The organism is Streptomyces sp. NPDC050315 (assembly GCF_040655775.1).
In the GTDB taxonomy this organism is placed as follows: Bacteria; Actinomycetota; Actinomycetes; order Streptomycetales; family Streptomycetaceae; genus Streptomyces.
In genome coordinates, this window is record NZ_JBFAKN010000004.1 from 191,028 (window position 1) to 214,824 (window position 23,797).

Consider the following 23,797-nt stretch of genomic DNA (forward strand, 5'->3'; position numbering starts at 1 on the left):
CGCTACGGTCGTTCTCGTTGAAGGTTAAACAACCTTTCGCCACCCCGAGGTCTCCCCGACCCGTCCCCCGAGGAGGAGCCATGGCTCTGTTCAACCGCAAGCGCACCGCCGAGACCGCTGCCCCCGCCGCCACCGCGACCCTCGCGGCGGACCCGGCGCTGGCCGCCCTGACCGGCGACTACACCATCGACCCGGCGCACAGCAGCATCGGCTTCACGGTGCGGCACGCCATGGTCACCAACGTCCGCGGCTCCTTCGCCGAGCACGAGGGCGTACTGAAGCTGGACGGCTCCGACCCGGCCGCCTCGACCGCGAACATCGACGTCAAGATCGACAGCATCGACACCGGCATCGCGGACCGCGACGGCCACCTGAAGAGCGCCGACTTCTTCGACGCCGAGCAGTTCCCGCTGATGACCTTCCGGTCCGTCGGTGTCGAGCAGGTCGGCGCCGAGACGTACCGCGTCACCGGCAACCTCACGATCAAGGACGTCACCAAGCCGCTCGCCATCGACCTGGAGTTCAACGGCGCGGCCACCGACGTCTACGGCGCGCAGCGCGTCGGCTTCGAGGGCAGCGCCGAGATCCTGCGCTCGGAGTGGGGTCTGACCTGGAACGCGGCGCTGGAGACGGGCGGCGTGATGGTCAGCGACAAGGTGAAGCTGAACTTCGACATTTCGGCGGTGAAGGGGGCCTGACCGGCCTGCCCGCCGTTCCCTGGCAGGGCCCCTCCCTCTCCCCAACCAGGGATGGGGCTCCGGGGGCTCCGCCCCCTCCCCCCCCGCAGCAAGGCCCCTCCCCCACCTCCACCGCGCATAACGCGAAGGTACCGCCGCCACCAAATCCCCGCGGCCCCCTGTGGATAACCCCGATACAGTCGCGGCCCCGGCCGGTTCACACGAACCGGCCGGGGCCACAGCACGTACGGTCAGTCCTCCGGCGTGACCCCCGCGCGCATCAGCCCGTACGCGTACGCGTCGTCCAGGGCCTGCCAGGACGCGGCGATGACGTTCTCCGCGACGCCGACCGTGGACCACTCGCCGCGGCCGTCGCTCGTGGAGACGAGGACGCGGGTGATCGAGCCCGTGCCGAGCGCGCCCTCCAGGATGCGGACCTTGTAGTCCACCAGCTCCAGCTCCGCCAGCTGCGGGTAGATCTGCTCCAGGGCGACACGAAGGGCCCGGTCCAGGGCGTTGACCGGGCCGTTTCCTTCCGCCGTGGCCACCAGCCGCTCGCCCTTGGCCCACAGCTTCACGGTCGCCTCGTTGGCGTGCGTGCCGTCGGGGCGGTCCTCGACGATCGCGCGCCAGGATTCGACGGTGAAGTACCGCAGCGGCTTGCCCTGGACCTCTTCGCGGAGCAGGAGTTCGAAGGAGGCGTCGGCGGCCTCGTACGTGTAGCCCGCCAGCTCGCGCTCCTTGACGCGCTCGACGACCCGGGCGACCAGCTCGCGGTCCTCGCCGAGCTCTATGCCCAGCTCCTTGCCCTTGAGCTCGATGGAGGCGCGGCCCGCCATGTCGGAGACCAGCATCCGCATGGTGTTGCCGACCAGCTCGGGGTCGATGTGCTGGTACAGGTCCGGGTCGACCTTGATCGCCGAGGCGTGCAGGCCGGCCTTGTGGGCGAAGGCGGAGACGCCGACGTACGGCTGGTGGGTGGAGGGCGTGAGGTTGACGACCTCGGCGATGGCGTGCGAGATCCGGGTGGTCTCGGCGAGCTTGCCCTCGGGCAGCACCTTGCGGCCGTACTTCAGCTCCAGCGCGGCGACCACCGGGAAGAGGTTGGAGTTGCCCACCCGCTCGCCGTAGCCGTTGGCGGTGCACTGCACGTGGGTCGCGCCCGCGTCGACGGCGGCGAGGGTGTTGGCCACCGCGCAGCCGGTGTCGTCCTGGGCGTGGATGCCCAGCCGCGCGCCGGTGTCCGCCAGTACCGTCCGTACCACCGCGGTGACCTGGGCGGGGAGCATGCCGCCGTTGGTGTCGCAGAGGACCACGACGTCCGCGCCGGCCTCGTGCGCGGTGCGGACGACCTTCTTCGCGTAGTCGGCGTCCAGCGCGTAGCCGTCGAAGAAGTGCTCGCAGTCCAGGAAGACCCGGCGGCCCTGCTCGCGCAGGTGGGCGACGGTGTCGCGGATCATCGCCAGGTTCTCGTCGAGGGTGGTGCGCAGGGCCAGCTCCACGTGCCGCACGTGGGACTTGGCGACCAGCGTGATCACCGGGGCCTTGGAGTCCAGCAGCGCGGCGACCTGTGCGTCGTCCTCCACCCGCACGCCCGCCTTGCGGGTGGCGCCGAACGCCACCAGCTGCGCATGCCGGAAGGGCACCTCTTCCTGCACCCGCTGGAAGAACTCGGTGTCCCGGGGGTTGGCGCCGGGCCAGCCGCCTTCGATGAAGCCCACGCCGAAGTCGTCCAGGTGGCGCGCGATCGTCAGCTTGTCCGCCACGGTGAGGTTGATGCCCTCGCGCTGCGCTCCGTCGCGCAGCGTCGTGTCGAACACATGGAAATCGTCGGACAGTGAGGCGTCGGAGGTGTCCGTCATGCTGATCTGGCTCCTGTCGGGTTCTTCGGTCTACCGGAATGACCGGTGCCACCGTCCCCCTATGATCCCTCGCGCTTCCGTTCCCGGTGACGGGTGGGCCGGGAAACGAAAAAACCCCTCGCGGGTGCGAGAGGTCTGCGCGCGGGTCTGGGACGACGGTGCCGCGCCGTACTCGGTTTCGTACGGGGCGGTCACTGCGGACCGGCGCGCCTGCTGCCAATAATCATGGCGAACGAGAGCATGCGGGCAGTCTTGCACGAATCATCCCCGTTGGGCGGGCCGTCTCAGAATGCGAACGGCCCGCCCTTTCGGGCGTGTCCTTACACGCCGGACGGGCTGGAAACCGCCCGGTCCGCGTCCTTGCCCTTGGCGACGCGGTGCAGGTCGATCGTCCGGGTCTCGCGCATCGTCAGGTAGACGACGAGGGAGACGGCGGCGCAGCCGGCGACGTACCAGTAGTAGCCGGACTCGTTGCCGCCGCTCTTGAACCACAGTGCGACGTACTCGGCGGTGCCACCGAAGAGGGCGTTGGCGATGGCGTACGGCAGGGCGACGCCGAGGGCCCGGATGCCGGTCGGGAAGAGCTCGGCCTTCACGCAGGCGTTGATCGAGGTGTAGCCGGTGACGACGACGAGGGCCAGGAGGGCCAGGCCGAGGGCCGGCCAGAAGGAGCCGGCGTGCCGGAGCAGCGTCATGATCGGCACGGTGAGGAAGGTCGAGCCGATCGCGAAGGTGATCAGCAGCGGGCGGCGGCCGATCCGGTCGGACAGCCGGCCGGCCAGCGGCTGGATGCACATGAAGACGAAGAGGGCGCAGAAGCTGACCAGGGAGGCGGTCGGCTTGTCCATGCCCGCGCTGCCGGAGAGGTACTTGGTGAGGTAGGTCGTGTACGTGTAGTACGCGACGGTGCCGCCCATGGTGAGCGCGATGACGAGGAACGCCTCGCGCTTGTGGGCCCAGAGGGCCTTGAGGGTGCCGCGCTGCGGGTCGGCGTTGGCGCTGTCGTCCGCGGCGTAGACCTCGGTCTCCAGCATGTTGCGGCGCAGGTAGAAGACGATGCCGGCGCCGAGCGCGCCGATGATGAAGGGGATGCGCCAGGCCCAGCTGTGCAGCGCGTCCTCGGACATGGTGCGCTGCAGGATGATCTGCAGGCCGAGGCCGAGGAGCTGGCCCGCGGTCATCGAGACGTACTGGAAGCTGGAGGCGAAGCCGCGGCGGCCGGGTGCGGAGGCTTCGGTGAGGTAGGTGGCGCTGGCCGCGTACTCGCCGCCGACGGAGAGGCCCTGCAGCATGCGGGCGATGAGGAGGACGGCGACGCCGCCGTAGCCGGCGACCGCGTAGGTGGGGGCGACGGCGATGAGGACGGCGGAGGCGGACATCAGGGTGACGGTGAGCGTCAGGGCGGCCTTGCGGCCCTTGCGGTCGCCGACCCGGCCGAGCAGCCAGCCGCCGACGGGCCGCATGAAGAAGCCGACCGCGAAGACGCCCATGGTGTTCATGAGGTTGGCGGTCTCATTGCCCTTGGGGAAGAAGGAGTCCGCGAAGTAGACGGCGAAGCTGGCGTACACGAACCAGTCGAACCATTCGACCATGTTGCCGGCCGAGCCGACCCAGATCTTCTTCCATTGCTCTCGTCCCATAGCCGAGAACGGTGCCGGACCCGGGGGCGGCACGGCAAGGTGCACCAGGCAACGATCAGGCGACGTTCTGTACGTTACGTTCCCGGCGCTGCGTCCGGCGGGGTCAGCGCCTCGTCGAGGAAGTCGCGTACGTGGCCGAGCACATCGTCGCGGGAGAGGCCGGGGAGGCCGACGACGAGGTGGGTGCCGAAGCCGTCGAGCAGGGCGCGGGTGCGGACGGCGAAGCGCTCGGCGTCGACGGGTCGCAGTTCGCCCTTGGAGGCGCCTTCGACGAGGAGCGCGACGAGGTCGCGGTGCCAGGCGAGTTCCAGGTCGAGCTGGCGTTCGCGGGTGGGGTCGTCGGCGTTCTGGGAGCGGTTCCAGACCTCCAGCCAGAGGGTCCAGCGCGGGTCGCGGTGGCCTTCGGGGAGGTAGAGGTCGACCAGGGCGTCGATGCGGGCGCGGGCGGGGACGCGGCGGGCCAGCTCGGCGCGGCGTTCCGCGCCGAGCTGTTCCTCGCTCCACTGGAGGGTCTGGAGCAGCAGCTCGTCCTTGGTGCCGAAGTAGTACAGGATGTGGCCGCTGCTCATGCCGACCTCGCGGCCGAGGCCCGCCATGGTCAGCCGGTCCAGGCCCTCCGCCGCGATGGTGGTCATGGCCGCGGCGAGCACCTGCTCGCGCGGCTGGCTGAGCCGCCGCCGGGGACGGCGCACGGGACCGGGCACGGGGACCTCCTGGACCGGCTGATCAGGGCCGCTGATCAGACCTTGGGCTGCTGCTGGGTGATGCAGTGGATGCCGCCACCCGCAGCGAAGATCGTACGGGCGTCGACGAGGGTGACCGTACGGTCGGGGAAGAGCCGGCGGAAGATGCCGGCGGCGTGCTCGTCGCGCGGGTCGTCGAAGCTGCAGAGGACGACGCCGTCGTTGCAGAGGTAGTGGTTGATGTAGGAGTAGTCGACGAACTCGCCGTCCTCCTCGATGACGGTGGGCGCGGGGACCTCGACGATCTCCAGCTTGCGGCCCTTGGCGTCGGTGGCCTCGCTCAGGACCTTGACGATCTCGGCGCAGACCGCGTGGTCGGGGTGGGCCGGATCGGGCTGGGTGTGCACGACGACGGTACCGGGGCGGGCGAAGGCGGCGACGATGTCGACGTGGCCGCGGGTGCCGAACTGGCCGTAGTCGGCGGTCAGTCCGCGCGGCAGCCAGATGGCCTTGGTGGTGCCGAGGAAGGCGTGGATCTCGGCCTCGACCTCTTCGCGGGTGCGGCCGGGGTTGCGGCCGGGGTCGAGCTGGACGGTCTCGGTGAGGAGGACGGTGCCCTCGCCGTCGATGTGGAGGCCGCCGCCCTCGTTGACGAGGGGGGTGGGGTAGCGGCGGGCGCCCGCGAGGCCCGCGACCTCTCCGGCGATCTTCGCGTCGTGCTTCCAGCTCGCCCACTCCTGGGCGCCCCAGCCGTTGAACACCCAGTCGGTGGCGGCCAGTTGGCCGTTTCCGGTGAGGAAGGTGGGGCCGATGTCGCGCATCCAGGCGTCGTCCAGCTCGCGCTCGACGATGTCGATGTCCGGGCCGAGCAGGCCGCGCGCGGCGGCGGTCTGGCCGGGGCCCGCGACGACGGTGACCGGCTCGAAGCGGCGGATGGCGCGGGCGACCCGGGCCCAGGCGACGCGTGCCTCGGAGAGCGTGCTGCCGCCCTCCTCGCCGAAGGTGAAGTTGGCGCCGGGCCAGGCCATCCAGGTGCGCTCGTGCGGCGCCCACTCGGGGGGCATCGCGTAGCCGTCGGCGGCCGGGGCCGGCCCGGCGGAGGGCAGGGGAAGCGTCGTCATGGGCTGCGTCCTTGCAGGTGGGACAGGTGGGAAGGGGGCGAGGCCGGCGCTGCCACCTGGTGAGGGGTGGCAGCGCCGGATCCGCCCGAGGCAGGGACGTGGCCCCGGGCGGAGTAGGGGGGGGAGCTGCGGCTCGGAGGTACGAACCGCAGCCGCGGCTCAGAGGAAGTACAGCCGCGAGAGCGACACGTACTCGGCCGGGTCGGAGCGCATCGGTGCGCCGTCCAGCGTGACCAGGCCGCTGTCGCCGTCGACCTGCACGCTGCCGACGCGGTCGTTCAGCAGCAGGTCGCGCGGGCCGATGCCGCGGGTGCCGCGGACGGCGACGCGCCGGCGGCGGGTGGGCAGCGAGTCGAAGGCCTTGCCGGGCGAGCCGGCGGCGACCGCGGCGCCGGAGACGAACGCGACGGACAGGTCCGCGGCGGTGGCGCCGTGCCCGCCGAACAGCGGGCCCATGACGAGCGGTTCGCAGGTGTCGGTGGCGGCGTTGGGGTCGCCGGTGACGCCCCACGCGGGGAAGCCGGACTTCAGCACCATCTGCGGCTTGGCGCCGAAGTAGCGCGGCTGCCACAGCGAGATGTCGGCCATCTTGCCGACTTCGAGCGAGCCGATCTCGTGCGAAAGGCCGTGTGCGATGGCGGGGTTGATGGTCAGCTTGGCCATGTAGCGGAGCACGCGCGCGTTGTCGTCGTGCGGGCCGTCGCCCTCCATGGGGCCGAGCTCGGCCTTCATCTTCCCGGCCATGGCGAAGGTACGGCGTACGGTCTCGCCGGCCCGGCCCATGCCCTGCGCGTCGGAGGAGGTGATGCCGATCGCGCCGAGGTCGTGGAGTACGTCCTCCGCGCCCATCGTCCCGGCGCGGATCCGGTCGCGGGCCATCGCCGCGTCGCCGGGCAGGTCGGTCTTCAGGTCGTGGACGGAGACGATCATCCCGTAGTGCTCGGCGACCGCGTCCCGCCCGAAGGGCAGGGTGGGGTTGGTGGAGGAGCCGATGACGTTCTCCACACCGGCCATCTTCAGGACGTTCGGTACGTGTCCGCCGCCGCAGCCCTCGATGTGGAAGGCGTGGATCGTCCGGCCGTCGAGAACGGAGAGGGTGTCCTCCACCGACAGGCACTCGTTCAGGCCGTCGCTGTGCAGGGCGACCTGGACGTCGTGCTCCTCGGCGACGCGCAGCGCGGTGTCCAGGGCGCGGGTGTGCGCGCCCATGTCCTCGTGGACCTTGAAGCCGGAGGCGCCGCCCTCGGCGAGCGCCTCGACAAGCGGGGCCGGGTCGGAGGACGAGCCGCGGCCGAGGAAGCCGATGTTGACGGGCCAGGCGTCGAAGGAGTTGAAGGCGTGCCGCAGGGCCCACGGCGAGTTGACGCCGACGCCCCAGACCGGGCCGAACTCCTGGCCGATGATCGTGGTGACGCCGGAGGCGAGGGACGCCTCCATGATGCGCGGCGAGAGCAGGTGGACGTGGGTGTCCACCGCGCCCGCGGTGGCTATGAGGCCCTCGCCCGAGACGATCGAGGTGCCGGTGCCGACGACGACGTCGACGCCGTCCATGGTGTCGGGGTTACCGGCCCGTCCGATGCCGCTGATGCGGCCCTCGCGGATGCCGATGGAGACCTTGCGGATGCCCTGTACGGCGTCGATGACCAGCACGTTGCTGATGACGACGTCACAGGTCTCGCGGACGGCGGCGGCCTTGAGGTGGAGTCCGTCGCGGGCGGTCTTGCCGAAGCCGGCGAGGAATTCGTCGCCGGGCTTCTGGGCGTCGGACTCGACGCGTACGACGAGGCCGGTGTCGCCCAGGACGACCCGGTCGCCGGCGCGCGGGCCGTGCACGGACGCGTACTCCTGCGGATCGATGGTCATGCCCGCTCCTCCTCGTCGTTGCTCGCCCCCAGGTAGCCGCAGGCGGCGGCCCGCCGCAGCGCTTCTTCCTTCGCGCCCGGCGCGTCCAGCGGGCCGTCCACCAGGCCCGCGAAGCCGATCGCGATCCGCTCGCCGCCGATCGGCACGAGGCCGACCTCCTCCTCGCCGCCCGGGTCGAACCGCTGGGAGGAGCCGGCCGGGACGTTCAGCCGCATGCCGTAGGCGGCGGCGCGGTCGAAGTCGAGCCGGGGGTTGGCCTCGAAGAAGTGGAAGTGGGAGGTGACGCTGACCGGGACGGTCGCGGTGTTGCGGACGCGGACGGTCAGCGCGGGCGCCGGGGCCTCATCGGCCGGTCCCGGGAGTACCGCGCCGGGTGCGGCGTCGCCCTGCGAGCCCCCGCCGATCGGGTCGCTGACCACGGCGAGCCGGGAGCCGTCGTCGAAGACCGCCTCGACGTGCACCTCGGTCACCACGTCGGCGACGCCGGGCAGCACGTCGTCCGGGCCGAGGACCTTGCGGGCCGCCGCGATGGCGTCGGCCAGCCGGCCGCCGTCCCTGGCGACCTCGCAGACCGTGTCCGCGACCAGCGCGGTCGCCTCGGGCACGTTCAGCTTCAGGCCGCGTGCCCTGCGCGCTCTCGCCAGTTCGGCGGCGCCGAACAGCAGCAGCCGGTCGCGCTCGGTCGGGGTCAGCCGCATGCCACCACACCTCCTGATCGATTTAGAGCGCCACTCTAACCATGGAAGTGTCTTGCCGGAAAGGGTTGACCGAGGACAGGGGCATGGGTCACATTGAGCGCCGCTCAATAAAGCGGAACGTCACCCCCCGCAGCGGCGCCGGCACGGCCCCGTCCCGGCGAGCACCCCCGCTCGCATCTCGCCCCATGCACTCGTACGGCCTCTCAGAGGAGTCCTCTCATGCCGATCGAACAACGCGGAGTCGACACGATTCCTGACGAGGAGCGCACCAGCCGCCCCCGCGACCTCGTCTCCATCCTGCTCGGCTCGAACCTCGCCCTCGGTGTGGTGATCTTCGGCTGGCTGCCGGTCTCCTTCGGACTGGGCTTCTGGCCGTCGGTCACCTCCCTCACCGTGGGGACCCTGATCGGCACGCTGCTCACCGCGCCGCTCGCGCTGGTCTCCCTGCGGACCGGCACCAACCTCTCCACCAGCAGCGGCGCGCACTTCGGCGTGCGCGGCCGGCTCATCGGCTCGGTGATCGGGCTGCTGCTCTCGCTCGGGTACACCGCGCTCACCCTCTGGGTCGGCGGCGACGCGGTCGTCGGCACCCTCGCCCGGCTCATCGGCCTGCCCGACGGCGGCGCGAGCTACGCCGCCGTCTACGCGCTGCTCGCGGTCTGCACCGCGGCCGGCGCGGTCTACGGCTACAAGCTCCTGCTCCGCCTCTCCCGCGTCCTCGCGCTCGGCATGAGCGCGATCCTCGTCATCGGACTGTTCGCGTACGCACCGGACTTCACCACCGCGGCGCCGCAGGGCAGCGAGTACCTGCTCGGCGCCTTCTGGCCCACCTGGCTGCTCGCGGTCGTCTCGGCCGGCCTGAGCGGCCCGATCGCCTTCATCACCCTGCTCGGCGACTACACGCGGTACATCTCCCCGCGCCGCCACAACTCCCGCAAGGTCTTCCTCGCCACCTGCCTCGGCCTGGTCGCGGGGCTGCTGGTCCCCCAGCTCTTCGGCACCTTCACGGCGCTCGCGGTGAACGCGGCCGCCGACTACGCCGGGCCGCTCGTCGCGGGCGCGCCCTTCTGGTTCCTCGTCCCGCTCTTCCTCGCCGCCTCGGCGGGCTCGATCGGCAACGCGGGCCTGATGCTGTACTCCATGGGCCTGGACCTGGACGCGATCCTGCCGAAGGCCACCCGTACGCAGGCCACGTACGTGGTCGCCGCGATCGCCACGTTCTTCGTCTACCTCGGCCACTTCGCCTGGGACGCGCAGGACGCGATGACCGCCTTCGTCCTGCTGCTCACCGCGGTCGGCACGCCCTGGGCGGTACTCACCGTCATCGGCTTCGTCCGCTGCCGCGGGGTCTACGACTCCGAGGCGCTGCAGGTCTACAACCGCCGCGCGCGGGGCGGCCGTTACTGGTACACGGCGGGCTGGAACGTGCCCGCGACGGTGACCTGGGCGGCCGGCTCGCTGGTCGGCCTGGCCGCGGTGGACACGCCCCTCTACACCGGGCCGCTCGTCGCGTACACCGGCGGCATCGACCTGTCCTTCCTGCTGTCGGCGCTGGTCACGGCCGCGCTGTACATGGTGCTGACGCGGCGTCCGGCGACGGCGCCCGCGCCGGTGGCCCCGGTGGAGGAGGCACCGGTGGAGGTGTCGTAGGACGCGCCACGGACAACGGGCCGCCCCGGACGCGAGTACGTATGCGTCCGGGGCGGCCCGTTGCCGGTGGTGCGGGGGCGGGATCAGCCCAGGGGGTGCATCCAGCCGTGGCTGTCCTGCGCCGTGCCGCGCTGGATGTCGAGCAGCGCCTCGCGGAGCTTCATGGTGACCTCGCCGGGCTCGCCGCCGCTCTGGGTCCACTCGGCGCCCTTGCGCTTGACCGTGCCGACGGGCGTGATGACCGCGGCGGTGCCGCAGGCGAAGACCTCGGTGAGGGTGCCGTTCTCGGTGTCGGCCTGCCACTGGTCGATGGAGACGCGTGCCTCCTCCGCCTCGTAGCCCAGGTCGCGGGCGACGGTGAGGAGGGAGTCACGGGTGATGCCGGCGAGCAGCGAGCCGGTCAGCGTCGGGGTGACGATCTTCGGCTTCTCATTGGACTCAGCCCCGTACACGAAGTACAGGTTCATGCCGCCGAGCTCCTCGACCCACTTGTGCTCGACCGCGTCGAGGTAGGCGACCTGGTCGCAGCCCTTCTCGGCGGCCTCGGCCTGGGCGAGCAGGGACGCGGCGTAGTTGCCGCCGGTCTTGGCGTCGCCCATGCCACCGGGGACGGCGCGCACCCGGTCCTCGGAGAGCCAGATGGAGACGGGCTTCACGCCGCCGGGGAAGTAGGCACCGGCGGGCGAGGCGATCACGAGGAAGAGGTACTCATTGGCGGGCTTCACGCCGAGGCCGACCTCGGAGGCGAACATGAACGGGCGCAGGTAGAGCGACTCCTCGCCGCCGTGCGCGGGCACCCAGTCGCGGTCCTGCCGGACCAGCGCGTCGCAGGCCGCGATGAAGGTCTCGACGGGCAGCTCGGGCATGCCCAGGCGGCGCGCGGAGCGCTGGAAGCGCTCGGCGTTGGCCTCGGGGCGGAAGGTCGCCACGGAGCCGTCGGCCTGGCGGTACGCCTTCAGGCCCTCGAAGATCGTCTGCGCGTAGTGCAGCGTCATGTTCGCCGGGTCGATCGAGAGCGGCGCGTACGGAACGAGCTGTGCGTCGTGCCAGCCGCGGCCCTCCGTCCACTTGATCGTCACCATGTGGTCGGTGAAGTGCCGGCCGAAGCCGGGGCCGGCCAGGATCTTCTCCCGCTCCGCGGCGGGCAGCGGGTGCGAGGAGGGCTTGAGCTCGATCGTGGGCGTCGTCATGAGTGCGTGTCCTTCACCGGTGAGGTTGTGGCGGCTGCGCACGCACGGCGTCCGTCGGTACATGGACGTCCGAGCTTCCCCTGGTGCGTGCCCCACGTCCGATTATCCCCCGGGTGGGACCGCGGAGAGGAAGGAGGTGGCGTACTGCGCGTGCGCGGCCTGGGGTCGATGGTCGCACCCAACCGACGAGTAGCCCAGCGGCCGGGTACGTGGGGTACATACCGCCGCTGGGCTACTGGCGTTAACAGCCGTTATCGGCTGCCGTGTCGTCGGAGCAGCGGCGTCAGCCCGCTACTACCGCGGCGAGCGCGTCGCCGATCTCGTCCGTGGTGCGGGCGGTGCCGTCGCGGGCCTCCAGGTCCGCGGCGACGGCCTCCTCGATGCGGGCGGCCTCGGCCTCGTAGCCCAGGTGCCGCAGGAGGAGCGCGACGGAGAGGATCGTCGCGGTCGGGTCGGCCTTGCCGGTGCCGGCGATGTCCGGGGCCGAGCCGTGGACGGGCTCGAACATGGACGGGAAGGCGCCCGAGGGGTTGATGTTGCCGGAGGCGGCCAGGCCGATGCCGCCGGTGACGGCCGCGGCGAGGTCGGTGAGGATGTCACCGAAGAGGTTGTCGGTGACGATGACGTCGAAGCGCTCCGGCTGCGTGACGAAGAAGATCGTCGCGGCGTCGACGTGCAGGTAGTCGGTGGTGACGTCGGGGTACTCCTCGCCCACCTTGTCGAAGATGTTCTTCCACATGTGGCCGGCGTGGACCAGGACGTTGTTCTTGTGGACCAGCGTCAGCTTCTTGCGCGGGCGGGCCTGGGCACGCGCGTACGCGTCCCGGACGACCCGCTCGACGCCGTACGCCGTGTTCAGGCTCACCTCGGTGGCGACCTCGTGGGGCGTACCGGTGCGCAGGCTGCCGCCGTTGCCGGTGTACGGGCCCTCGGTGCCCTCGCGGACGACGATGAAGTCGATGTCGGGGCGGCCGGCCAGCGGGGTGCTGGTGTTCGGGAAGAGCTTCGACGGACGCAGGTTGACGAAGTGGTCGAAGGCGAAGCGGAGCTTCAGCAGCAGGCCGCGCTCCAGGACGCCGGAGGGCACGGACGGGTCGCCGATGGCGCCGAGCAGGATGGCGTCGTGCTGCTTGAGCGACTCCATCTCGGCGTCCGGCAGCGTCTCGCCGGTGGCGTGCCATCGCTTGGCACCCAGGTCGTACTCCTTGGTTTCCAGCTTCACGTCCTGCGGGAGGACGGAGGTCAGGACCTTGAGGCCCTGGGCCACGACTTCCTGGCCGATACCGTCACCGGGGATCACTGCGAGGCGAATGCTGCGAGACATGCCTGGACCCTACTCTTCGTCCCAGGGGCTGACACCCGGTGTCCGGCATGCGGACTGTGAAGGTTCGGCCAACCGCAGTTAACCCTGTATATGCCATCCGGTTTCCGGGTGATGGCACGTTTCCGGCATGGCTTCACGTGAGACCCCCGCCACCCCCGACATCCCCCGCTTCGGCATCCCCGAGCGGCTCGCCGCCCGTATGTCCATGGCCGAGCAGCACGAGTACCTGCGCACCAAGCTGTCCCGGCGCGGGCTGCTGCGCACCTCGGCCGCCGGTGCGGGAATCGTCGCGGGCAGCGGACTGCTCGGCTCCACCACGGCGTGCGCGGCGCCGCGCTCCACCACGCTGCTCGGCGCGCCCGCCACGGCCGCGGTGGACGGCTCGATGGTGGCGCCTTTCGGCCGGCACCTGCAGTTCGGCGCCGACCCGAAGACGCAGATGCGGGTGTCCTGGCAGGTGCCGTTCGCGGTGAAGCGGCCGTATCTGCGGGTGGGCCTGAAGCCCTGGGACCTCGGCCGCAAGATCGAGGCGGAGGTGCGGGACCTGCACACTCCCGCGCTCACGAAGAAGCTGCCGGCCGTCGACCAGTACTACCTGCACGCCGCGCTGGACGGCCTCAAGCCCGGCACGACGTACTACTACGGCGTCGGCCACGACGGCTTCGACCCGGCCGACGCGCGGCACTTCTCCACCGTCGGCACCTTCCGCACCGCGCCGGCCCGGCCCGAGAAGTTCACCTTCACCGCCTTCGGCGACCAGGGCGTCAGCTATCACGCGCTCGCCAACGACCAGCTGATCCTGGGCCAGAACCCCTCCTTCCACCTGCACGCGGGCGACATCTGCTACGCCGACCCGGACGGCCAGGGCTCGGAGGAGGACACCTACGACGCGCGGGTCTGGGACCAGTTCCTCGCGCAGACCGAGACGGTCGCCAAGTCCGTGCCGTGGATGGTGACGACCGGCAACCACGACATGGAGGCGTGGTACTCGCCGAACGGGTACGGCGGCCAGAACGCCCGCTGGTCCCTGCCGGACAACGGCCCGGACGCGAAGAATGCCCCCGGCGTGTACTCCTTCGCCTACGGCAATGTCGGCGTCGTCGCCCTGGACGCCAACGACGTCTCGTACGAGATCACCGCCAACACCGGATACACCAACGGCCGGCAGACCAAGTGGCTGGACCGCCGCCTCGGCGAGCTGCGCGCGGACAAGTCCATCGACTTCATCGTGGTCTTCTTCCACCACTGCGCGTTCTCCACGACCGTCTCGCACGCCTCGGACGGCGGCGTCCGCGACGCCTGGCTGCCGCTCTTCGAGAAGCACGGCGTGGACCTGGTGATCAACGGCCACAACCACATCTACGAGCGCACCGACGCCATCAAGGGCACCGACGTCTCCCGCAAGGTGCCGGTCGGCGGCAGCGTGGACTCCGCGCGCGAGGGCATCGTGTACGTCACGGCGGGCGGCGCGGGCAAGGAGCTGTACAAGTTCCCCGTGCCGGACAGCTACGAGGGGCATGTGAAGGACCTGGACGAGGTCGACACGTACCACTGGAGCAAGGGCGGCGGGAAGAACACCGAGAAGGTGGAGTGGTCGCGGGTGCGCTACACCGGTTTCTCGTTCCTCGCGGTGGAGGTGGAGACCGGTCACCGGCCGCGGATGAAGGTGACCGCGCTCGCGGAGACCGGCGAGCGCATCGACCACTTCGACGTGGGGCGCACGAAGCCCGCGTCCCGCTGACGGCCTCCCGGGTCACCCGTTGGGGAGGATCACGGCCCGGCCGTTGATCTTCCCCGCGTGCAGCCGCTCGTAGGCCGCCGGCGCGTCGTCGATGCCGTACGTCTCGACGTGCACCGACAGCGCCCCGGCCCGCGCCAGGTCGAGGACCTCGGCCAGCTCGCCGCGGCTGCCCCAGTACGGCGAGGACACCGACACCTCGTACGCCGACGTGCCGAAGCCGACCGGCAGCGCGCCGCCGCCGAGGCCGACGATCGTCACATCCGCCTCGACCGCGGCCATCGCGCCCGCCGTGGTGACGGTGGGCGCCGCGCCGACGAAGTCCAGGACCAGCTGGGCGCCGAGACCGCCGGTCAGCTCGCGGACCCGCGCGGCGGCGGCCGCGTCGGAGAGCACCGTCTCGTGCGCGCCGACCTCGCGGGCCAGCGTCAGCTTCGCCTCGCTCAGGTCGAGGGCGATGACGCGGGCCGGGCTGAGCGCGCGCAGCAGCTGGATGGCGACGTGGCCGAGGCCGCCCGCGCCGATGACGACGGCGGTGGAGCCGGGGACCAGCTTGGGCAGCGAGCGCTTGATCGCGTGGTACGGGGTGAGGCCCGCGTCGGTCAGCGGCACGGCCCGGACGGGGTCGAGGCCGCCGAGCGGTACGAGGTGGCGGGCGTCGTCGACCAGGAGGTACTCGGCGAGGGCCCCGGGCTCGCCGAGCCCCGGCGGGCGGATGCCGAGCTCGGGGGCGCGCAGACAGTAATTCTCCTTGCCCTCGGCGCACTTGGCGCAGGCGCCGCAGCCCCACGGGCCGTAGACGGCGACGGCGTCGCCCACGGTGAAGGCGGTGACGCCCTCGCCGAGCGCGGCGACCGTGCCCGCGCCTTCGTGGCCGAGGGTGAGCGGCAGCGGGAAGGGCAGCGCCTGGGCCGGCATTTCCATGACCGCGATGTCGGAGTGGCACACGCCGGCGGCGGTGACCTTCAGCAGCACCTGGCCCGGCCCCGGCTCGGGCACCGGCACCTCGACGACCTCGGGTGCGGCGCCGACCGTCCGGTACTGCACGGCCTTCATCGTGGTCCTCATGACTGGCCTCCTCGCACTTCAGGATGGTGGGAAACGAGCCCGGGCGCCTGCCGGAGTGATCGTCGTCTCAGATAGTAGGAAGCCCAAGTAATTGTGCAGACATCACGGCTCTACTGTCCTACTTTTGTAGAAGCCGAACGTCTCGCTCCACCCAGCGAAGGCGGCTCCGGCCGGCGCGCACCCACAGGCGACCCCTGGCGCGACCTGGCCCCGCCCGCTCCGGCGTCGCATTCCGCCTTCTTGGCATCTCGGGGATCGATCTGACGATCTAAGGAGAGACGTGGACATGGCCGAAACCGCTGCCCCTGCCCGCAGGACCCGTCACCGCATGCGTACGTCCGGCGAGACCGACCGCAGGAACGCCGCCGCCGCTCTGCAGCGCGCCCTGGACCGCCGCGACAACGGCGGCGCGACCGGGCACTGACGCGACCGGGCACTGAAACGTGAAAACCGCCCCCGGCCCGAAGGCCGGGGGCGGTTCGCTGCAGGACCTCAGCCCATGTGCGGGTAGCGGTAGTCCGTCGGGGCGACCATCGTCTCCTTGATGGCGCGCGGCGACATCCAGCGCAGCAGGTTGAACTTCGAGCCCGCCTTGTCGTTGGTGCCCGAGGCGCGGCCGCCGCCGAAGGGCTGCTGGCCGACGATGGAGCCGGTCGGGCGGTCGTTGATGTAGAAGTTGCCGGCCGCGAACCGCAGCTTCTGCGAGACCTCGGCGATGACCTGGCGGTCCTGGGCGAGGACGGCGCCGGTCAGCGCGTAGGCCGAGGCGGACTCCATCTGGTCGACGGTGGCGTCGAAGTCGGCGTCCTCGTAGACGTGGACGGCGATGATCGGGCCGAAGTACTCGGTCTTGAAGACGTCGTTCTCCGGGTCGGAGCAGGCGATGACGGTGGGGCGGACGAAGTAGCCCACCGAGTCGTCGTAGCTGCCGCCGGCGATGATCTCGCAGGCCGGGTCGGCCTTGGCGGCGTCGATGGCGGCCTTGCTCTTGGCGAAGGACCGGTCGTCGATGACGGCGCCGATGAAGTTGGACAGGTCCGTGACGTCGCCCATGGCCAGCGAGTCGACCTCGGCGGCCAGCTCGTCCTTGAAGCCGTTCTCCCAGGTGGAGCGGGCGATGTAGGCACGCGAGGCGGCGGAACACTTCTGGCCCTGGTACTCGAAGGCGCCGCGGGTGATGGCGGTCTTCAGGATCGCCGGGTCGGCGGTGGGGTGGGCGACGATGAAGTCCTTGCCGCCGGTCTCGCCGACCAGCCGCGGGTAGGAGCGGTACTTCTCGATGTTCTGGCCGACCTCCTTCCACAGGTACTGGAAGGTCTTGGTGGAGCCGGTGAAGTGCACGCCGGCCAGCTCCGGGTGCGGCAGGGCGACCTCGGAGACGTCCTTGCCGTCGCCGGTGACCAGGTTGATGACGCCCTTGGGCAGCCCGGCCTCCTCCAGCAGCTGCATGAGCAGGACGGCGGAGTGGGTCTGGGTGGGGGACGGCTTCCAGACCACCACGTTGCCCATCAGGGCGGGCGCTGTGGGCAGGTTGCCGGCGATCGCGGTGAAGTTGAACGGCGTGATCGCGTAGACGAAGCCCTCCAGCGGGCGGTGGTCCAGCCGGTTCCACACGCCGTTGGGCTGCTTCAGCGGCTGCTCGGTGAGCAGCTCGCGGGCGAAGTGCACGTTGAAGCGCCAGAAGTCCACCAGCTCACAGGGCGCGTCGATCTCGGCCTGCTGGGCGGTCTTGGACTGGCCCAGCATGGTCGAGGCGGCGATGGTCTCGCGCCAGGGGCCGGCCAGCAGGTCGGCGGCCTTGAGCAGGATCGCGGCACGGTCGTCGAAGGACATCGCGCGCCAGGCCGGGGCCGCGGCCAGGGCGGCGTCGATGGCCTCCTGCGCGTCGTCCTTGGTGGCGTTGGCGTAGGTACCCAGCACGGCCTTGTGGTTGTGCGGCTGGACGACCTCGAAGCGCTCGCCGCCGCCCATCCGCTTCTGACCGTTGATGGTCATCGGGAGGTCGATGGGGTTCTCGGCGAGCTCCTTGAGCTTCGCCTCCAGGCGGGCGCGCTCCGGGGAGCCGGGGGCGTAGCCGTGCACCGGCTCGTTGTACGGGGCGGGGACGTGGGTCACAGCGTCCATGGCGGCCGTGTCTCCTTCTGTCGGGTGCGGGTGCGGAGTATGTACGGGGCCGGGCCCGGCCCCCGGGCTCAGCTGCGGGTGAGCAGCGAGCGGGCGAAGAACGCCAGGTTCGCCGGGCGCTCGGCGAGCCGGCGCATGAAGTAGCCGTACCAGTCGGTGCCGTAGGCGATGTAGACGCGCATGCGGTGGCCCTCGGCGGCGAGCCGGCGGTGCTCGTCGTCCCGGATGCCGTAGAGCATCTGGAACTCGTAGTCCTCGTTCTTGCGGCCGGCGCGGAAGGCGAGGTCCTGGGCGATGGCGACCATGCGCGGGTCGTGCGACCCGACCATCGGGTAGCCCTCGCCCTCCATCAGGATCTTCAGACAGCGGACGTACGCCTTGTCCACCTCGGCCTTGTCCTGGTAGGCGACGGTGGCGGGCTCCTTGTACGCGCCCTTCACCAGCCTCACTCGCGATCCTTCCCCGGACAGCGCGCGGCAGTCGTCCTCGGTACGGAAGAGGTAGGACTGCAGGACGGCGCCGGTCCCCGGGAAGCGTTCGCGCAGCTCGCGGAGGATGGCGAGGGTGGAGTCCACGGTGGTGTGGTCCTCCATGTCCAGGGTGACCGTCGTGCCGATCGCGGCGGCGGCCTCGACGACCGGGGTGACGTTCTTCAGGGCCAGCTCGTGGCCGCCGGGCAGGGCCTGCCCGAAGGCGGAGAGCTTGACCGACATCTCGGCACGGGTGCCGAGGCCGAGCGGCTTGAGGCCTTCGACCAGCTCCAGGTAGGCGTCGCGGTTGCGGAGCGCCTGCGCGGGGTCGGTGATGTCCTCGCCCAGCACGTCCAGGGTGACCTCCAGGCCGGCGTCGGCCAGGGAGCGGACGGCGGGGACGGTGTCGCCCAGGGTCTCGCCCGCGATGAAGCGGTCGACGACGGAGCGGGTGACCGGCGCGGCCGATACGAGACGGCGCATTTTGTCGCTGCGCGCAGCGGCGAGGATCACGGGACCCAGCACGGGACACCTCCACGGTTCACGGATGACAGATGCCGAGCGTGCGGGGCGCGCCGGCAGGTCGAGCCACCAGAAACGTAAGTTTCACGGTACGTCGGTAGCCATCGACAGCTGTCACGCCTTCGTGTCCGGCATCTCAGACAGATGTATGAGAATGTGCCGTGACGTCTGACGCAGAGGTGACCGGAGAGGAGCCAAACGGCGCATGCCAGGGGACTACGAGCAGCTGGTGGACGAGATCTCGGCGGCGCTCGGCGCGCCCGCGACGCTGGAGGACCGGGACTTCCGGCTGATCGCGTTCGGCGCGCACGAGGGCGACGACGACTCGATGATGGACCCCGTACGGACCCGGTCGATCCTGCAGCGCCGGTCCACGGCGGCGGTCCGCGCCTGGTTCGAGGGGTTCGGCATCGCCCGCGCCAAGTCCGCGCTGCGCATTCCGCCGGACCCGGCGGCCGGGGTCTTCAAGGGCCGCATCTGTCTGCCCGTACGCCATCGGGGCATCGTGCACGGGTACGTCTGGCTGCTGGACGACGGGCACCTCAGCAATCTGGAGCTGGGCGGGCGGGGCACGCCGCCCGATCCGCGCATCGAGCAGGCCATGGAGACCGCCGCGCGGATCGGCGCACTGCTCGCGGCCGAGGCCCGGGCGGGTGCCGAACTGGGCGATCTGCTACGGGAGTTGCTGCTGAGCGGGGCGTCGGAGCGGCAGGCCGCGGCGGAGACCCTGCGGGGTGCGCTGCGGCCGGGTGCGACCGAGGCGCCGCTCGCGCTGGTCGCCGTGGCGCCGTGGGACACCTCCGACACCGACGCGGCGCCGCTGCCGGGGCTGCCGGGGCTGCTGGCGGCGAGCGCGATGCCGCTGGGTACGGCAGCGGGCGCGGGCGGGGCCACGGGCGCGGGCGAGCGCCCCGGCGGGCCGCCCGGCGCGGGGTCGCGGTCCGGGGCGTCCGGCGCCGGGTCGCGGTCCGGGGCACCCGGCACAGGGGCGCGGCCCGGGGCACCCGGGCACACCCTCGCGGCGCTCGTGCGCCTGCGGACGGCCGGGGGGCTCGCGCCCGCGCACTCCGCCGCCGAGCACCTGCTGCGCTCCCCGCGCGCCGGGAGCGGCGCCGCCGCAGGCATCGGAGCGGCGCGCGAGGAGCTGACCGAGCTGCCCGGCGCCTGGCGGGAGGCGCTGGCCGCGGCCCGAGCGGCGCGCGCCGAACCGCAGTTGGGCCCGGTCGCGCAGTGGGACGCCATCGGCGCGTACCGCCTGCTGACCGGCCTCCCGTCCGACCGGTCCGATGAAACGATTCGCCCGCTGCTCTCCCCCGCCCACGCCGAACTGGCGCGCACCGCCGAGGCGTTCCTGGACTGCGCGGGCCAGGCGAGCCGCACGGCCCAGGCCCTCGGCATCCACCGCCAGACGCTCTACTACCGCCTCGGCCGGGTCGAAAAGCTCACCGGCCTGGACCTGGACGAGGGCACCGACCGGCTGCTGCTGCACATGGCACTGAAGTCGGCGCGGCTGTAGGGAGTGGCCACTCCCCGTACCGCCCCACCGCCCGATTTCTCCGCGCCCGCTTCTGTGTTCTGCTGGAAGGACAGGGCAGGGCAGGAACAGGGCTCCTGGAAGGAGGAGCGCCATGCTGCACAGCCGCATCGTGGCCCCCGCACCGGCACAGTCCGGCAGCCTCCTGCCGCGGCGCGATCTGGCTGCCGCGTGGCTCCTCATGGCCCTGCTCGCCGGCCTGGCATGGGTGCTCACCGTGGCCCAGTCCCGCGACATGGACATGGAACCGGGAACGATGGGATTGGCGCTGCCGCTCTTCCTGCTGCTGTGGCTGATCATGATGGTGGCGATGATGTTCCCCTCGGTGGCCCCGGTGGCCATCGCCTGGGCGCGGGCGATCGGCCGGCAGTCGGCCGGCGCCACCCGCGCCGCGCGCATCGCCCAGTTCGCCGCGGGCTACCTGCTCTCCTGGGCGGCATTCGGCCTGCTCGCCTACGGAGCACTGGCGGCGACCGGGAGGCTGGTGGACAGCCATCCCGACGCGGGTCGCTGGCTGGGCGCCGCCGTCTTCCTGCTCGCGGGGCTGACTCAGTTCGGGCCGCTGAAACGCGTGTGCCTGCTCCACTGCCGGAACCCCCTGGCGCACCTGGTCCGGTACGCGCACTTCCGGCCGTGGGTCCGGGATCTGCGCGTGGGCGCGCACCACGGGCTCTACTGCGTGGGGTGCTGCTGGGGCCTGATGATCGTCCTCATCCCGCTCGGCGTGATGAACGTGGCGGCCATGGCCGGGCTGGCGGCGGTGATCTTCCTGGAGAAGCTGTGGCGGTGGGGCCCGTGGCTCACCTGGGCGGTCGGCATCGCCTTCCTGATACTGGCCGTACTCGCGCCCTTCCATGACGGGCTGCTGCCCGGCCTGGAGATGCCCGAGTCCCCGATGACGATGTAGCCGCTCGACGATGCAGCCGCTCGCTTCCCGGGCCGACGAGGCGCACGATGGAAGGTGCAGGCCGTTTGCGATCCCGGGAGCGGCTCGGGACGCGGTCATGCCACTCCACGCGAGCTTCCCTCGGCTCGACGGGGAGGGAATCGCTATGACAGAACAGGTCACTACCGACACGCGCTGGCATCTGGCCGGCGACTGGTTCGATGTTTGCAAGTGCGCCATCCCCTGCCCCTGCACCTTCGCTCAGCCCCCCACTTACGGTGACTGCGAAGGAGTGCTGGCCTGGCACATCCGGGAAGGCAACTTCGGCGACGTACGGCTCGACGATCTCAACGTGCTGATGCTCGGCTCCTTCGTCGGCAACGCCTGGGCCCGCGAGCACACCGACGCGTACGCCGCGGTCTTCTTCGACGAGCGCGCCGACGACCGGCAGCGCACCGCCCTCCAGAGCATCTTCGGCGGCGAGGCGGGCGGCTGGCCCGCGGAGTTCGGCGAGATGTTCGGCCCCGAGATGCGGGGCATGGAGTTCGCTCCCATCCGGATCGAGGTCGACGAGGACCTGGCCACATGGCGCGCGGAGATCCCCGGGCGGGTCACCGCGAGCGCGGAGGCGCTGACCGGGCCGACCACCCCGGAAGGGGCACGGGTACAGGTGCACAACGCGCCGGGCTCCGAGGTCGGACCGGGCCAGGTCGCCACCTGGGGACGGGCCACCACCGACCGCGCCGACGCGTACGGCTTCTCCTGGGACCGCTCCGGGAAGTCGAGCAAGTACTTCCCCTTCGACTGGAGCGGGGGCCCGGGCTGACAGCGGAACATCGTCGGGGCGCGGCGCGCGCCGGGGCAGCGTGACGTAACGGCTGCACAGCGGCTGCGGCGCCCCGGCCGGGCCGGGCGCCGCACCGGAAACATCGGCTTCATATTGCACGTATCAGCGGGTAACACGGCCTTCCTAGGGTCCCGTCATGGACACTGGCCTGTACCCGCAGCAGGACACCGAGCAGGGCCCGGCACAGGCCCCGCCGGCCGCGCCGTCCGGGGCGAAAGCCGCCGACGAGACGCTGGAGGACTACACCCTCCGCTACGCGCCCCGGAGTTACCGGCGCTGGACGCCGATGGTCGTGGCCACCACCGCGCTGGGCGGCATCGCCTACCTCGCCGATTTCTCCATCGGCGCGGGCATCGGCCTCGCGCACGGCACCGGGAACGCGCTGGCCGCGATCGTGCTCGCGGCCGCCGTCATCTTCGTGACCGGCTTCCCGCTCGCGTACTACGGGGCGCGCTACAACATCGATCTGGACCTGATCACCCGCGGCTCCGGCTTCGGCTACTACGGCTCGGTCCTCACCAGCGTCATCTTCGCCAGCTTCACGTTCATCTTCTTCGCCACCGAGGGCTCGATCATGGCGCAGGGGCTGAAGCTCGGCCTCGGCCTGCCGCTGTGGCTGGGCTACCTGGTCTCCACGCTCCTGGTGATCCCGCTGGTCGTGTACGGCATGAAGGCGCTCAGCAAACTCCAGGTGTGGACGACGCCCGTCTGGCTGCTGCTGATGGTCGGCCCGCTGGCCTATCTGGTCGCCACCGACCCCGGTACCGTGCGGCACTTCCTGGCGTACCCGGGCACGGGCGGCGACGGCGGGCTGAACACCGCCTCCGTACTGCTCGGCGCGGGCGTGTGTCTGTCGCTGATCGCGCAGATCGGCGAGCAGATCGACTATCTGCGGTTCATGCCGCCGAAGACCCGGGAGAACCGGCGCAGTTGGTGGACCGCCGTGATCATGGCGGGCCCCGGCTGGGTGGTGCTGGGCGCGCTGAAGCAGGCCGCCGGCATCTTCCTCGCGGTCTACGCGCTCGCCGAGGTCGCCCCGGCGGCCGCCGCCGAGCCGATCCAGCAGTTCAAGGGCGCCTTCGACGCGATGCTGCCGCCCTGGCTCGTCCTGCCCCTCGCCGTGGTCCTCGTCGTGATCAGCCAGATCAAGATCAATGTGACCAATGCCTACTCCGGCTCGCTGGCCTGGACGAACTCCTTCACCCGGGTCACCAAGCGCTACCCCGGCCGGATGGTCTTCGTGCTGGCCAACCTCGGCATCGCGCTGGCCCTGATGGAGGCCGACATGTTCAGCTTCCTCAACGCCGTGCTGGGCTTCTACTCGAACTGCGCCATCGCCTGGATCGTCACGGTCGCCACCGACATCATGGTCAACAAGTACCTGCTGAAGCTCTCCCCGCACGCGCCCGAATTCCGCCGGGGCATGCTGTACGCGGTCAACCCCGTCGGCGTGGTGGCCTTCACCGCCGCCTCCGGCCTGTCGATCGCGATGTACTTCCACGCGCTCGGCGACACCCTGCAGCCGTACTCCCCGGTCGCCGCGGCCGTCCTCGCCTTCGTCCTCACCCCGCTGATGGCGGTGGTCACCAAGGGCCGGTACTACCTGCGGCGGACCGCCGACGGGATCGCCGAACCCCTGCTGGACACGGACGGCAATCCGAGCGCGCGCACATACACCTGCCACGTCTGCCGGCAGGAATTCGAGCGCCCCGACGTGGCCGCCTGCCCGGCCCACGATGCGGTGGTCTGCTCGCTGTGCCTGAGCACCGACCGCACCGGCGCGCATGTGCTGCCCGCGGCGCCCGCGGGCTGACCCGGCCCCGTACGGAGAAAGGCGACGCCTGCCCGTGCTGAACCGGGCAGGCGTCGCGTGTCGTGTGCGGCGAGCGGAGCACCGCCC

General features: G+C 71.3%; 19 protein-coding genes. 8 read left to right on the top strand and 11 right to left on the bottom strand.

Annotation, left to right across the window (positions count from 1 at the left end):
• The first annotated feature begins 80 nt into the window (after window positions 1-80).
• Complete coding sequence (locus AB0I82_RS16175) at window positions 81-698, top strand: YceI family protein (RefSeq protein WP_363257885.1); 618 nt, start codon at window positions 81-83, stop codon at window positions 696-698.
• 230 nt (window positions 699-928) lie between these two features.
• Here AB0I82_RS16175 and cimA read toward each other — a convergent pair whose 3' ends face one another.
• The 6 genes from cimA to ureA form a co-directional block, all read right to left on the bottom strand.
• Window positions 929-2,539: a citramalate synthase gene (gene cimA, locus AB0I82_RS16180; protein WP_363257886.1), complete on the bottom strand. Its 1,611-nt coding sequence runs from the start codon at window positions 2,537-2,539 to the stop codon at window positions 929-931.
• Window positions 2,540-2,859: 320 nt separating this feature from the next.
• A complete protein-coding gene (locus tag AB0I82_RS16185) occupies window positions 2,860-4,179 on the bottom strand; it encodes an MFS transporter (RefSeq protein ID WP_363257887.1) in 1,320 nt (439 codons plus the stop codon).
• Between the two features lie 74 nt (window positions 4,180-4,253).
• Window positions 4,254-4,883: a TetR/AcrR family transcriptional regulator gene (locus AB0I82_RS16190; protein WP_363257888.1), complete on the bottom strand. Its 630-nt coding sequence runs from the start codon at window positions 4,881-4,883 to the stop codon at window positions 4,254-4,256.
• Between the two features lie 35 nt (window positions 4,884-4,918).
• Window positions 4,919-5,983: an agmatine deiminase family protein gene (locus AB0I82_RS16195; protein ID WP_363257889.1), complete on the bottom strand. Its 1,065-nt coding sequence runs from the start codon at window positions 5,981-5,983 to the stop codon at window positions 4,919-4,921.
• Between the two features lie 159 nt (window positions 5,984-6,142).
• Window positions 6,143-7,846: an urease subunit alpha gene (locus AB0I82_RS16200; RefSeq protein ID WP_363257890.1), complete on the bottom strand. Its 1,704-nt coding sequence runs from the start codon at window positions 7,844-7,846 to the stop codon at window positions 6,143-6,145.
• Window positions 7,843-8,544, bottom strand: coding sequence for an urease subunit gamma (ureA, locus tag AB0I82_RS16205; RefSeq protein ID WP_363257891.1), 702 nt, complete (start codon window positions 8,542-8,544; stop codon window positions 7,843-7,845). The genes AB0I82_RS16200 and ureA overlap by 4 nt, the downstream gene beginning before the upstream one ends.
• 219 nt (window positions 8,545-8,763) lie before the next feature.
• On the opposite strand from ureA, the gene AB0I82_RS16210 reads away from it, so the two are divergent.
• Window positions 8,764-10,194, top strand: a complete 1,431-nt coding sequence (locus AB0I82_RS16210) for a cytosine permease (RefSeq protein ID WP_363257892.1) — start codon at window positions 8,764-8,766, stop codon at window positions 10,192-10,194.
• Window positions 10,195-10,277: 83 nt separating this feature from the next.
• Here the strand turns inward: AB0I82_RS16210 and AB0I82_RS16215 are convergent, their stop codons facing one another.
• Entirely contained in the window at window positions 10,278-11,384 is a 1,107-nt protein-coding gene (locus AB0I82_RS16215; protein ID WP_363257893.1) for a branched-chain amino acid aminotransferase, read from the bottom strand.
• Between the two features lie 283 nt (window positions 11,385-11,667).
• Complete coding sequence (locus tag AB0I82_RS16220; RefSeq protein WP_363257894.1) at window positions 11,668-12,708, bottom strand: 3-isopropylmalate dehydrogenase; 1,041 nt, start codon at window positions 12,706-12,708, stop codon at window positions 11,668-11,670.
• A 127-nt stretch (window positions 12,709-12,835) separates the two neighbouring features.
• Here AB0I82_RS16220 and AB0I82_RS16225 point away from each other — a divergent pair, with 127 nt between their 5' ends.
• Window positions 12,836-14,449 carry a fibronectin type III domain-containing protein gene (locus AB0I82_RS16225; RefSeq protein WP_363257895.1) on the top strand — a complete coding sequence of 538 codons (1,614 nt, stop codon included), beginning with the start codon at window positions 12,836-12,838 and terminating at the stop codon, window positions 14,447-14,449.
• A 12-nt stretch (window positions 14,450-14,461) separates the two neighbouring features.
• Here AB0I82_RS16225 and AB0I82_RS16230 read toward each other — a convergent pair whose 3' ends face one another.
• Window positions 14,462-15,502 (bottom strand): NAD(P)-dependent alcohol dehydrogenase, encoded by a 1,041-nt coding sequence (locus AB0I82_RS16230; RefSeq protein WP_363258386.1) that lies wholly within the window; start codon window positions 15,500-15,502, stop codon window positions 14,462-14,464.
• 298 nt (window positions 15,503-15,800) lie between these two features.
• Here AB0I82_RS16230 and AB0I82_RS16235 point away from each other — a divergent pair, with 298 nt between their 5' ends.
• Window positions 15,801-15,938 (top strand): hypothetical protein, encoded by a 138-nt coding sequence (locus AB0I82_RS16235; protein ID WP_363257896.1) that lies wholly within the window; start codon window positions 15,801-15,803, stop codon window positions 15,936-15,938.
• Window positions 15,939-16,006: 68 nt separating this feature from the next.
• On the opposite strand, the gene pruA is transcribed toward AB0I82_RS16235, so the two are convergent.
• Together pruA and AB0I82_RS16245 are read right to left on the bottom strand one after the other, a co-directional pair.
• Complete coding sequence (gene pruA, locus AB0I82_RS16240) at window positions 16,007-17,638, bottom strand: L-glutamate gamma-semialdehyde dehydrogenase (protein WP_363257897.1); 1,632 nt, start codon at window positions 17,636-17,638, stop codon at window positions 16,007-16,009.
• A gap of 68 nt (window positions 17,639-17,706) precedes the next feature.
• Window positions 17,707-18,633, bottom strand: a complete 927-nt coding sequence (locus AB0I82_RS16245; protein WP_363257898.1) for a proline dehydrogenase family protein — start codon at window positions 18,631-18,633, stop codon at window positions 17,707-17,709.
• 202 nt (window positions 18,634-18,835) lie between these two features.
• On the opposite strand from AB0I82_RS16245, the gene AB0I82_RS16250 reads away from it, so the two are divergent.
• The 4 genes from AB0I82_RS16250 to AB0I82_RS16265 all read left to right on the top strand — a co-directional run bounded on the left by AB0I82_RS16250 (window position 18,836) and on the right by AB0I82_RS16265 (window position 23,710).
• Window positions 18,836-20,146, top strand: coding sequence for a helix-turn-helix domain-containing protein (locus tag AB0I82_RS16250; RefSeq protein ID WP_363257899.1), 1,311 nt, complete (start codon window positions 18,836-18,838; stop codon window positions 20,144-20,146).
• Window positions 20,147-20,258: 112 nt separating this feature from the next.
• Window positions 20,259-21,071, top strand: coding sequence for a DUF2182 domain-containing protein (locus AB0I82_RS16255; protein ID WP_363257900.1), 813 nt, complete (start codon window positions 20,259-20,261; stop codon window positions 21,069-21,071).
• Window positions 21,072-21,216: 145 nt separating this feature from the next.
• Entirely contained in the window at window positions 21,217-21,876 is a 660-nt protein-coding gene (locus tag AB0I82_RS16260) for a DUF1326 domain-containing protein (protein ID WP_363257901.1), read from the top strand.
• Window positions 21,877-22,033: 157 nt separating this feature from the next.
• Entirely contained in the window at window positions 22,034-23,710 is a 1,677-nt protein-coding gene (locus AB0I82_RS16265; RefSeq protein ID WP_363257902.1) for an allantoin permease, read from the top strand.
• Window positions 23,711-23,797 lie beyond the last annotated feature (87 nt).